This is a genomic window from Brasilonema bromeliae SPC951 (assembly GCF_012912135.1).
Taxonomy (GTDB): Bacteria; Cyanobacteriota; Cyanobacteriia; order Cyanobacteriales; family Nostocaceae; genus Brasilonema; species Brasilonema bromeliae.
In genome coordinates, this window is sequence record NZ_QMEB01000228.1 from 1 (window position 1) to 11,282 (window position 11,282).

Below are 11,282 nucleotides of genomic sequence, written 5' to 3' on the forward strand. Positions count from 1 at the left end.
CAAGTTCTGACGATGAATGTAGAATCCCCTCGCCTTTAGGCAGGGGAGTGTCAACTTGTTCGACCTATGGTTGAACAGGGTTCTGATTGATTTGTGTTTGCCGCAACCAGTCCTTACCCAGTTGGATACTAATATCAGAACCAAGATTACCAGTGCTTTCTACGCGCACTTCTCCAAATCCTAAAGTGTTGCGAATTGATTCGGCGCTGTTACCGTCTCCTTGTTGGGCGACAATATGAGTTTCTTCTAGAGGTTCACCCCAGCTTTTGGCTACATAAACGTTGGTATAGCCAAGTTTTTGCAAAGTTCTAATCAATGGTCGGAGATTAGCTTTATCGTTACCTGTGCTGTTTTGAATTGCGACTCGCAAAGATCCTGGATTGACCACACCAGATGTAGAATCTGTTTGCACATCAAAGTACTGAGCCATCATGCTATGAATGCGCTGGCTATCTGGAATCCAGTAGCCTCCTTTTTGACCGAATTGGCCAGGTAGCATTAACATTTGCATATTGGAGCGATTTGTTCTTACCCCAAAACCGATTAGTGCTAGTAGCTCCTCAAGTGTCAAGTTAGTATCAATGTGTTCTTTTACGACGTTAAGAACTTTGGGCAATTGAGCTACGGTTGCTGGGTTGACAGATTGCTCCATCAGTGATCGCATGACCATTTGCTGCCGCTGAATCCGGCCAATATCGCCATTTTCATCATGTCGGAAGCGCAGAAGTTGCAGTGCCTGATCGCCATTGAGATGCTGTTTTCCTTTCTTTAAATTAATATATAAGTGCTGAGAGTCATCTTGATATTTCATATCTTTGGGTACGTACACTGTAACTCCACCCAAGGCATCAATGAGCTTACCAACTCCCAACACGTTAATGCGGATATAGCGGTCAATTCCTACATCACCTAACAAATTACTCACAGTTTTGGCGGTTAAAGCTGGTCCACCAATCACATTTGTGGAATTAATTTTTCTTGTACCATGTCCATCTATTTGTGTCCGAGTATCTCTGGGAATAGAAAGCATCATCACTTTTTTGTGCGATGGCTCAAATTTGACCAAGAGCATAACGTCAGCAAGACCATCAAAAGAGTTGACTTGGGGCAGATATCTCAGATTTTTGCTTTGAGTGGGAGGATTTCGCACATCAGGAGGAAGTACGCTCATCCCCATGATTAAAATATTCACGGGGCGAGTTAACTGTGAAAATTTCAGTCCATCTCCAGCAATGCGATCGCTATCAAACACCGCTGCTTCATCTGGGCTTAAAGAAGCTTGCATTAAAGGCTTACCTGTTAAAGAAACCGCCAACAATGCTCCTGCTGTTGCTGATACCATTGCAATCCCGCTCATACCCACCCAAAACCACAGCCAACGTCCAGATTTGTCAGTGTTGGCTTTTTTATCACTTAAGTTGCTAGTATCTGTAGAATAGTCGTCTTGCGCCGAAGTTCTTTGAATAGTCACGCGACTCCTCACACTTATCTGAATAAAATCTGGATAATCTGCTGCTATGGAAACAGACAAATTAACCCATGATAGCTAACTCTTAGATTAACAATGATAAATTTTACACTTCAGTATGAACCACAACACTTATTGGAGTAATTCTCCTATTTTTTGATAAATCCGGAGAGGTTTTCTTAGAAGTATGACAATATCAAAAGAGATTTGACTAGACCTGTTAAGAATAAAATACATATTTTTTTGGCAAATTAAGTAAAAACCCTGTCAACTGCTTTGATGACTAAAGAATTATGACAGGTATTTGCCAAGCGTTCTTTCCACAAAACGACTCACGGGCGTGGCAATCGCCTTAATCTGCTCTTAACTAGAAGAACAATTAACCAGATATTAATCAAAAAGTAGCGACAGGTGAGAAAGTTATGAACGATAAGTAGATGCAATGTTAAAAAAATTGAAGTTGTCGCCCCAGTTGCGAGTATTAGGTAACCCAAAAACCAGGTAAATACCAAAGTTATTGACAGATAACTAACTCGAACTTGTTCCCAACTTTCCGGATGGTGGTAGAGTGTCCATAGTGAGGAGAAAAAATCTCTGACCGGATAATGGTAGATAAGCACCAGTCCACCAGAGGTGGAGGAGTCTTGAGGATGGTAAGAATTGTCAGATAATTTAAGAATTTTCATTTGCCTGAGTGCAATCCGAAATAAGAGGGATGAATCATAGTGGTGTAGTCAGAGATAATAGGCTGTAAAGAGAATTTTATTTAGTTGTATCCAACAATTGGCAGATGCAGACACGTAAGCTCTTAAACTGGTGGGAAACACTTACACCCCTAGCACGATTCTTGACAATCACTCTGTTCGCTCCACTGCTAGTGCTCAATGGTTGGGCGATTTCAGCAATTTTTCATTACTTTCACTCGCTAATTGTTATTTTAGTCGGAGCGTCAGTGCTAGCATTTTTGCTAAACTACCCTGTGAGCTGGATGCAGCGTCAAGGTGCTAAGCGAGAGCAAGTTGCTATTTTAGTCTTTCTACTCGCTTTGTCAGTTTTACTGGCGTTGGGTGTCACCCTTGTCCCGCTTGCTCTGACTCAGGCTCAGCAACTGGTGGCGCGTATACCAGAGTTAATAGATTCTGGGCGATCGCAGTTGATGATCCTGAACGAGAAAGCAGAAAGTTTTGGTTTACCCATAAACCTTGATGCTTTAGTCTCACAAATTAACGACCGTGTCAAGGGACAATTGCAGGCGATCGCTGGACAAGTTTTAAATTTGGCTGTTATTACAGTCACAAGCCTCCTTGACTTTATCTTGACAATGGTATTAACTTTTTATCTCCTACAGCATGGGGATGAACTGTGGGAAAGTTTAGTATATTGGCTACCTGTTAGATTCCGCGAGGCTTTTTCAAATACAGTACGCCTCAGCTTTCAAAATTTTTTCATTAGCCAGTTAATTTCAGCCACTTGTATGGCCTCGGCCTTGATTCCCATCTTTTTGTGGTTGAAGGTCCCATTTGGCTTACTATTTGGCTTGACCATTGGTATCATGGCACTTGTCCCATTTGGTGGTTCTGTAGGTATTGCTCTAACGACTTTGCTCGTGACACTACAAGACTTTTGGATGGGGGCAAGGGTATTGATTGCTGCACTTATTGTCCAGCAAATTCTGGAAAACTTTATTGCTCCGAGAATTTTAGGGAGTTTTACGGGTTTAAACCCTGTTTGGGTGCTGATTTCAGTTTTGACAGGCGCAAGAATTGGTGGACTTTTGGGTGTGATCGTAGCGGTACCCAGCGCTGTTGTTATCAAAACAGTTTTAAGCGCTATACGTCCTTACTCTTCATCCAGTGGCAATAATGTAGAAGTACTTCCTCAAGGAAGTTCACAATCTTGCAATACGGAAAATCATGACACTGGAGGGGGTAGTATAACTCCAGATTCAAAGGCTTATTCTGCTGAGGTAGCTGCACCCGTTTCTGTCGAAGCCTCGCCTCCAACTGCTCAAACAAATCATCCTGGGGCAAATCCTTCTAAGACTGTGGCTCCACAATGGAACCCATAAATAATATGCTTCCTGTCTGATTATCCCGAATCGCACAGAAGAAGGGACGCTCAACAATCATTCGGAATGGCTCTAAGCTCGGCTCTACCGCTGATAATGGCATAATTCTCACAGAAGTAGCAGCAGCAGCTTCTGTACCTTCCTCATTGACTTCAACAAAAGTTTTATGCTTGACTTCGCTTATTTTTAAATCCTTACCCATAGCTGAAAAATTTGCCTGATTGCTAAAAGCCTCACCCATACCTATGGCTGTCAGAGCATTGTTGAGCGTTATGTCATAGTCCATCTTAAAACGGGGCAAGCGAATAAATCCCTGTTGTTTGCTGAACTGAGTCATCCAATTTTCCCAATTCTCTGCATTCAAGTTTTGATAAAAGCTTTCTAGACTAGAGTTTTGTTTAGGCAAGAAAATATAAAAGCTAATCTTACCATCTTTACCATAAGGTAAACTGACTGCCTGAAATTGTTGATTTTCATAGTATTTATAGTCACCTGATTGTGACATCATTAGGTGTTGTTTCTGCTGACCGGAGGAGAGATAGAAAGGATATTCTGCGGTTTGCTGTTTATCAAATTCATTTGTCCAGCTACCTTTAAAATAGATAGCGTTGATGAGAAATAGCACTTGTGATGGTTCTATTTTTTCAACTATCTTATTTATCTTCCCGCGTGTCTTCTCACTAACCCAATCATTAATAATTGCAGGAGAACTTATATCTGTGAAGTCTAGATTAGCAACCCTAGCTGTGTAAAAATCTCTATTTCGTTGCAGAAAATCGGGATTGAAACTAACCTCTTTATTTGCCCAAAGCGAATTAGCAATTGTCAGTTGCACCTTAGGATCTGGGTTTTCTAATAACTTTTTCAGCACCGCGTTAGAGGAATTAATTTGTTCTAGATTCAAGTCCTTGAACTCCAGTGCTTTAGCCATTACTTGTTTTGTACTGCCACTAGCGCCATTGTAGGTCATGGCAAGGGCGATCGCTACGCTAGAAGGTGAAACAAAAATGTTCTTGCCACTATCGTTTTTCAAAACTTCGGAAAACAGTTTAAAGCCAAATTTTGTGTTGGCAGTAATCAGTTTAATATCAGGATATGACATTGATTTCGGTATCGGAGATTCTGAGCGAGGTAAACCCGATTCGGCAAAGGCACTCGTGCTACTATTGACTTGAGAGCATCCTATAACACCCATTAAGACAACACTCGCAGCTGCCAAAACGTAACGTCTGCCTAAACGAACTCCATAACGTCTTTGTAGGAAATTTTCCCCAGCATTGCTAAATTTTTGCTTCATTTTACCACCCATAATAGCTAGAGTCTTTATTTTGACTATCGCATCTGGTGTGAGGTGATATCTGATCCGTTACAGTTTTGGCAACAGTGATTGTACAGTTTGAATTTTTTTTAGCTATGGGTAGTTTGATTTCTGAGTCAATAAGTATTAGTTACTAGTTTTTAGATTTCATCACTGTTTGTGGCGGTGGATGAATTACCGTTCCTAGCCCCTGATGCGATATAGCTTTCTCATCCACATACCAAATCAGTTGATTCGCCGCTTTCTGTGCTGTACCTAGCTAGGGAATTTCCTACCTCACGGGTACACTCCACCAAGCCAAAGCGTAAGCTTGAGTTGCTTCATTAACTTTCTTGCGAAATTGAACACGGATTTTGTAGTTACCTGTTGTAGGAACAGGGCAGAAAATATGTTCGACACTATCAACCTCACTTATTGAGGAACAGACAGCCTCAGCATTTGCATTTTTGTCATCGGCTTTGACTAGATAAAGGTCGAGGTTGTTTAAGCCGCGATCGCGAAAATTTTCTCCTGCGTCAAACTGACCGTTTTTATTCCTGTCGTTTAGCTCTACTAACCTATCCCAAGTTAAGGTGATAGAAACAAAACTCCCCTGTTTTAAGGGTTTTGCTAACTCATATTCTACAGATGCTTCTGTATTGACTGTGCGATAGTCCCAACCAAGAGCTGGTACAGTTTGCGTTGGATTCCATTCACCGGCGCTAAATTGTTGGTAAGCGCGAAAAACATTCAAATGACCAGTTCCCATTTGCGAATCTAAAGGAATTTTTGGGTCATTATATGCATCAGAAGCCAACCAGTCTTTATTTTGTTTATCAATGAGCGTCCGCGTCATTCCTAAGCGCAAACCGTCGCCATTATCTTGAATTTTCTCAGCTGAGTTGAGCAGTACTGCTTTCATCACTTCATGTCTGCGAGAATCTATGCTCCAGTTAGGTTGTTTTGTTCGCAGTTGTTTATCACCAAACTCCTGTAACAGAGCGACTGTAGCAGTTACTTGAGGCGCTGCAAAGCTTGTCCCTGTGACTTTATTCTTCTTCCCATCTGGATTTCGCAAGGGAATGTTATTCCCGGGAGCAACTATACCAATAGCACGACGTGGACCAAGATTAATCTCTTTTCCAGCAAGCCGCATCGCTAATCCTTCACTGACAGCCGCCAAATTAGAAACATCAACTTTATTATAAATCCCTCCTCGACGGGATGAAAAAGCTACGTTCACTCCGTTATAATTATCGGTAGGTATGGGAATGCCGCCTTTTCCCTGATTGCCTGCAATGATGTACAAAGAATTGTGGACGCGACTAGACCAGTCAATACATAAAGTTAGTAAAGCATTGCCATCTAAAACAGCCTCTGGTCGTGGGTCACGGTTTAAAGGTTCGCCAAAGCTAAAGTTAATTGCGCGGACATCTCCCCCATTTTGTAGTGCTATGTGCTGTGCAGACAAGCACTCTTGTGGTTGACCTAAGCTTTTTCCATAACCCACAGCAGATGAGTACAATCGCGCTCCTGGGGCAACTCCAGGAAAACCTTTATCTGTACTAACCATCATACTAGCGACATTGTAGGCGTGGGGGTCAACACCGCTATTTGATTTAGCAAGTTCATTGCGTAGGAACGCTCCTGCTATGGATACTGAGCGATTTTTAGAGACGGCTTTATCTAACCCAAACCTACCGGGACGCCCAATCTCTACCTGACCAATAGCAATCTTGCGACCGATTAAATTATATGGGAGTTGGTGTAGTCTTAGAGCATCAATACCATTAGTGCCAAAAGGAGATTCCACAGCAGCAAGTACCGGCGCACTCAAGCAGCAAGCACCTAATCCCCAAATTATCCAACTTTGTTTGTTCGCCATAGTCAGTTAGAAATCATGAGTTGTTATTTGTTTGTTATCAGAAAGCACTACTAACGACTAATTAATCCTCACGAATGAAAAAGTGGGGATCAGATAGATGAGCGTTTGCTCAAGTTTTGTTACAATGCTCACAGACGAGGACGCTTTAAAACCCACTAGCCATGACCCAAACACAATCTAAAAAGCCCATTGTAATAGCTCCATCCATCCTATCAGCAGATTTTAGTCGTTTAGGAGACGAAATACGTGCTGTAGATCAAGCTGGCGCAGATTGGATTCATGTCGATGTAATGGACGGTCGCTTTGTACCTAATATTACGATAGGTCCTCTGATTGTGGAGGCGATTCGCCCAGTGACACAAAAGCCTCTGGACGTCCACTTGATGATTGTGGAACCAGAAAAGTACGTAGAAGATTTTGCTAAAGCAGGGGCAGATCACATCTATGTTCATGCTGAACATAATGCTTCTCCTCACTTACACCGCACGTTGGGACAAATCAAAGAGGTTGGTGCAAAAGCGGGAGTGGTTCTTAACCCCGGTAGCCCTTTGGAACTGATTGAGTATGTCCTAGAACTGTGTGACTTGGTGTTGATTATGAGCGTCAACCCTGGTTTTGGCGGTCAAAGCTTTATTCCTGAAGTTGTGCCAAAAATCCGCAAGCTGCGTCAAATGTGCGACGAACGTGGTCTTGATCCTTGGATTGAAGTGGATGGAGGATTGAAAGCAAATAATACCTGGCAAGTTTTGGAAGCTGGGGCTAATGCGATCGTGGCTGGTTCAGCCGTATTTAAAGCTAAGGATTATGCTGAAGCAATAAATGGTATTCGCAACAGCAAGCGTCCTACTCCACAACTCGCAACAGCGTGAATAATTGAATAAGAAAAGAAATGTTTTTTCTCGTTCCCTGGCTCAGCCAGGGAATGCATAACTTGAGGCTCTGCCTCAATATAATCATTATAATCATTGGGAGGCAGAGCCTCCCTTTAGGCGTTCCCATGCAGAGCATAGGAACGAGAGAAATAAATCTCTAAATATCCCCGCGTCATATCAATTTCTTGCCCAACGCGTTCCCTTCCAAATACTGATAAACAAAGTTCCTGCAACCACAGCACCAAGATTCCATTTTGCAGAAGTCTTAATCAAGTTTAGTCCTCGAAGAGACTGAGTTGCTTCTGCTTGAGTTTTTATATTTTTCTTAGCTTTTGAGACTTCTGTCAAAAGTTGATTTTTTATTTCTTGAGGATTTTTGCCATCTAATGAACGACCTTGAATCTTGAAAAACTTATCTATTTGATCAGGTGTAACTTGACTCAGTTGCTTTTCCAACTCTTCAGCACGAGAAACTTGTTGAGTGGATACAGCTTTAACTTGAGCAGCATTTTGAGTGTTTAACCGAATGGTACTAGCAAGTCCTAAAGGTATCAGTAGAAAAAATAATATTCCAAATAATAAAGTTAACCAAGATAAAAACTTTAAAATAGGAATTTCCCATTTTGTTCGAGAATGTAGCTCTCCAAAAAACACTAACACTAGCCCAATTAAAGGCACTGGTACTTTTTCAACTAGCATCCCCATTGTTTGAAATTCCCAAACAGGATTCATAAAGTTGGGCGGGATAAACATCTCAATGATGTCGAACAATGCCAATAATAATAAACCATAGCCCAGCACTCTAACGATTGTCATCGAGCCTTGCTGACTGAAGGCAAAGTCTTGTAGTTCTTGGACTATGGGAAGAAATTTATCGCTATTTGATTTTGTCATTTTGCTAACCGAGTAAAACTAAAATAATTGACGATAATTTAGGACTTGGGAAAGCGTGGTTCCCACCACCGATACCAAGAAAACCAAGCGTTTTCTAAAACTTGGTAAGCTGCATCTACTTGTCTTAACGCAAAATTTAAAGTGAATATTGTTATTAAGTAAACATTACATATCATGAAAAGTTAGCCTAGATCAAGCTTCCAGATGATTCATCACCTAAATTACGATATAAAAATTTGGTAAATTTACGACTATTAAATAAAAAAGATGGGCATTCTTGCCCACCATTAAAACTTAAGAACCCAACACTCAACTGTTATCGGTGATGATTCCCTAACCATTTAGCTGCTCTGCCAACACTTCGCGGAAGATATCGGGATGGTTGTGATAGGCGAAGGACGCAAGTTTACTAACATCGTCAGCAGTCATACGATTAGGAGCGTGGGTGGAAAGCCCGAGTTGTTGCTCCAAATGACGATCATCTAATCCTCTTTGCTTGAAGTGTTTGAAGAAGGCGCGGGCGACATCATCCCGTTCATTAGGTTTAATTTGAGCAATTGCCTTTTGCAATTCTGGCTCCATTTGGTTGGCTGGAATGTTGTCATGATGTAAAGATTGACCAAATAACTGACGGCGTTCTTCGTGTGTTGAGCGCTGAGCAAAATCATCAAAATTATCGTACTCTGTTGTTGAGCCGGTGGGAGCATCACCTAGAGACTCAACATTTCCCTGAGCCAAATCACTCATGATGTGACGTCTGTATTGATCGCTGGTGCTCATTTTACTTATCTCCTTTCTCTTATCAAACTTTTTCAATTTCTCGTTTTTAAATCAACTGACTTCGCTCAAGTTTTTGATCAAATTCCGCAACTAAGTGTACTGAACTTGATTTGTTTGTACGTCATACTGAGCTGTCAAAATGAGTTTCTTATCAGGCGCATACACCAAAACTTTCAAGTCTTCATTGGGGAAGTTCCGGTGGAAACCTTCTAGCAAGGATTTTGCTAAGGGACGTACATCGCTGGGAGGTACTTTAGAGGAAATGACAATGCCTAATTTGTTGTTCTCACGCACATAAGCGTCTGTAATTAATCCTTTTGATGTCTGTACAACCCAGTTACCAAAAGTTTGTCCGGCTGGGGTATTTCCTTGTTCTAATTCCCCATAGGTAATATTTCGACCAGCAACTGGTAAGTTGGTTGTGCGATCAGCTATTGTCGCATTACTAGCGCCACAGGCAGTTGTCAAAGTTAAGACTAAAATCAAGACACAAGCTATAATGATTTGACGGCTCTGCTTCAGCACACTCATGTTTATTACCTCCTTAAAATAAGTTTTCAGTCAAATGAAGCGGAAGATTTCTTCGGTGTTAATTGAGTCTATTTTTCTTGAATTTTCTACACTCACTGAGTAAAGTTATTTTGACATATCAAGTACTAGATTAAAAAACGAAGCCCACTGACGCGGACTTCGTTCCCGCGCTTTGATAACGCGCGTTTACTCAGTTGTTAAGTTTAACAGCGTAGGTACTAAGATAAATACACTCTCATGAAACGCTCAAACTTAGCAGAAAAAGCATTAGTCCTATTTCAGTGCATCCTTTACGTCATCTTTGACATTTTCAACGCCATGACGTACTTGGCTTTCAGCTTGCTTTGCTTGACCTTCTGCTTTATCTTCTGGATCGCCAGTAACATTTCCTACTGCTTCTTGAACTTTACCTTCAATGTTTTTAGCTGTAGCTTTTGCACGATCTTCTAAACTCATTTTGACCTCCAGACCTTCTTTTAATTACGTTTCAAAGTTGATAAGTAACCTTGAACTTGTTTTTTATTACTCTTACAAACTAGCTTAATCTTCTGACAGCAGCCTTCCACCTCTAGATATATTAGTTCCCTATACTAAAAGAGAGAGGAGAAGTGACTATTAGCTACTCCTTTAACACTAGTTAGTTATTCAAAAACTTTTGATACTACTAGACACTAAACCATTTAAGAATAAGGTTTTATGAATAAATTTTAATGTCGCTTATTTAATTAATGAAAAAGCCGGCTTTCTTACGAAAACCGGGTGAATAAAGTAATCTGTACAAATTTTATTTAATCAAGAAAACCCATTAGACTTTCAGAATCGTCAATAGTATTTGATGCTATTGGGCGATTTCCCATGACAGAGTATGTTTCAGAAATGACGAGATCACTTGAACCAATTGGACGTGCTCCAGACATGTTAAGAGTGTCAACAACGTGGAATGTGTTTGCTGTAGTCGGGCGTATACCCATTATGTTTTTTGTTTCTACAACTTGCAAATCACTGGAGCTCACGGGACGTATTCCAGAGATAGCTAGTGTGTCATGTACCTCCAGTTTACCTGGTAATTCTACCCGCGTTTGCTGGTCACTACTGTGCTCTACTTTATCCCAACTTTCACCCTGATTATTTTCCACTGTAGTTTCTCCGTTAAGCTTCAGATTTTTTCGCCGAGGACTTCTTACTTCACCAGAGCTAGTTATGCTCATTGCTTCTCACCTGGTGCATTGTTAACTTATTTTACAATATTCTGGAAAAGTTAAATTTTTCCTTAATATCTAAGTTTAACTTTAAAAAATCTTGTGTAGGTATAATTTTTTTTGAGATTCATATAGTATTTTTGTAAAATTTAATAAAGAAACATTGCAAAACCTAATCTCCCAATTACTGGCGACGAAACTCATTTCTACAGTAAAACCACCTTGTGTCCAAGTTGCTTAGCATATAAAATAGAAGCAGCTAAATTAATTTTTATGACGCAATTTCAT

Annotated in this window: 11 protein-coding genes; 2 read left to right on the plus strand and 9 right to left on the minus strand. The window is 40.8% G+C overall.

Annotated elements, in window-relative coordinates:
- Window positions 1–64: 64 nt before the first annotated feature.
- Together DP116_RS22975 and DP116_RS22980 are read right to left on the minus strand one after the other, a co-directional pair.
- Entirely contained in the window at window positions 65–1,471 is a 1,407-nt protein-coding gene (locus DP116_RS22975; protein ID WP_169157387.1) for an LCP family glycopolymer transferase, read from the minus strand.
- Between the two features lie 329 nt (window positions 1,472–1,800).
- Window positions 1,801–2,154 carry a hypothetical protein gene (locus tag DP116_RS22980; protein ID WP_246275757.1) on the minus strand — a complete coding sequence of 118 codons (354 nt, stop codon included), beginning with the start codon at window positions 2,152–2,154 and terminating at the stop codon, window positions 1,801–1,803.
- Between the two features lie 104 nt (window positions 2,155–2,258).
- On the opposite strand from DP116_RS22980, the gene DP116_RS22985 reads away from it, so the two are divergent.
- Window positions 2,259–3,536: an AI-2E family transporter gene (locus tag DP116_RS22985; RefSeq protein WP_169157381.1), complete on the plus strand. Its 1,278-nt coding sequence runs from the start codon at window positions 2,259–2,261 to the stop codon at window positions 3,534–3,536.
- Here DP116_RS22985 and DP116_RS22990 read toward each other — a convergent pair.
- Both DP116_RS22990 and DP116_RS22995 read right to left on the minus strand, forming a co-directional pair.
- Window positions 3,505–4,833: a serpin family protein gene (locus tag DP116_RS22990; RefSeq protein ID WP_169157382.1), complete on the minus strand. Its 1,329-nt coding sequence runs from the start codon at window positions 4,831–4,833 to the stop codon at window positions 3,505–3,507. The two genes, DP116_RS22985 and DP116_RS22990, sit on opposite strands and share 32 nt — an antisense overlap.
- 292 nt (window positions 4,834–5,125) lie before the next feature.
- A complete protein-coding gene (locus tag DP116_RS22995; RefSeq protein ID WP_169157383.1) occupies window positions 5,126–6,718 on the minus strand; it encodes a S8 family serine peptidase in 1,593 nt (530 codons plus the stop codon).
- A 161-nt stretch (window positions 6,719–6,879) separates the two neighbouring features.
- Here DP116_RS22995 and rpe point away from each other — a divergent pair, with 161 nt between their 5' ends.
- A complete protein-coding gene (gene rpe / locus DP116_RS23000) occupies window positions 6,880–7,587 on the plus strand; it encodes a ribulose-phosphate 3-epimerase (RefSeq protein WP_169157384.1) in 708 nt (235 codons plus the stop codon).
- 180 nt (window positions 7,588–7,767) lie between these two features.
- Here rpe and hpsJ-A read toward each other — a convergent pair whose 3' ends face one another.
- From hpsJ-A to DP116_RS23025, 5 genes are all read right to left on the minus strand, one after another.
- Complete coding sequence (gene hpsJ-A, locus DP116_RS23005) at window positions 7,768–8,484, minus strand: HpsJ-like protein, cyanoexosortase A-associated (RefSeq protein ID WP_211173458.1); 717 nt, start codon at window positions 8,482–8,484, stop codon at window positions 7,768–7,770.
- Between the two features lie 333 nt (window positions 8,485–8,817).
- Window positions 8,818–9,264, minus strand: a complete 447-nt coding sequence (locus DP116_RS23010; RefSeq protein WP_246275758.1) for a hypothetical protein — start codon at window positions 9,262–9,264, stop codon at window positions 8,818–8,820.
- A 90-nt stretch (window positions 9,265–9,354) separates the two neighbouring features.
- Window positions 9,355–9,795, minus strand: coding sequence for a hypothetical protein (locus DP116_RS23015; protein WP_169157385.1), 441 nt, complete (start codon window positions 9,793–9,795; stop codon window positions 9,355–9,357).
- A gap of 273 nt (window positions 9,796–10,068) precedes the next feature.
- The gene (locus DP116_RS23020) at window positions 10,069–10,251 is read right to left on the minus strand and encodes a CsbD family protein (protein ID WP_048871206.1); all 183 of its coding nucleotides are present in this window, start codon (window positions 10,249–10,251) and stop codon (window positions 10,069–10,071) included.
- A gap of 332 nt (window positions 10,252–10,583) precedes the next feature.
- Complete coding sequence (locus tag DP116_RS23025) at window positions 10,584–11,003, minus strand: hypothetical protein (protein ID WP_169157386.1); 420 nt, start codon at window positions 11,001–11,003, stop codon at window positions 10,584–10,586.
- Window positions 11,004–11,282: the final 279 nt, after the last annotated feature.

What these genes read in the sequence shown, in the direction of transcription:
- DP116_RS22980 (WP_246275757.1), bottom strand. Translation starts at nt 2,154, where the DNA reads ATGAAAATTCTTAAATTATCTGACAATTCTTACCATCCTCAAGACTCC.
- DP116_RS22985 (WP_169157381.1), top strand. Translation starts at nt 2,259, where the DNA reads ATGCAGACACGTAAGCTCTTAAACTGGTGGGAAACACTTACACCCCTA.
- DP116_RS22990 (WP_169157382.1), bottom strand. Translation starts at nt 4,833, where the DNA reads ATGAAGCAAAAATTTAGCAATGCTGGGGAAAATTTCCTACAAAGACGT.
- DP116_RS22995 (WP_169157383.1), bottom strand. Translation starts at nt 6,718, where the DNA reads ATGGCGAACAAACAAAGTTGGATAATTTGGGGATTAGGTGCTTGCTGC.
- rpe (WP_169157384.1), top strand. Translation starts at nt 6,880, where the DNA reads ATGACCCAAACACAATCTAAAAAGCCCATTGTAATAGCTCCATCCATC.
- hpsJ-A (WP_211173458.1), bottom strand. Translation starts at nt 8,484, where the DNA reads ATGACAAAATCAAATAGCGATAAATTTCTTCCCATAGTCCAAGAACTA.
- DP116_RS23010 (WP_246275758.1), bottom strand. Translation starts at nt 9,264, where the DNA reads ATGAGCACCAGCGATCAATACAGACGTCACATCATGAGTGATTTGGCT.
- DP116_RS23015 (WP_169157385.1), bottom strand. Translation starts at nt 9,795, where the DNA reads ATGAGTGTGCTGAAGCAGAGCCGTCAAATCATTATAGCTTGTGTCTTG.
- DP116_RS23020 (WP_048871206.1), bottom strand. Translation starts at nt 10,251, where the DNA reads ATGAGTTTAGAAGATCGTGCAAAAGCTACAGCTAAAAACATTGAAGGT.
- DP116_RS23025 (WP_169157386.1), bottom strand. Translation starts at nt 11,003, where the DNA reads ATGAGCATAACTAGCTCTGGTGAAGTAAGAAGTCCTCGGCGAAAAAAT.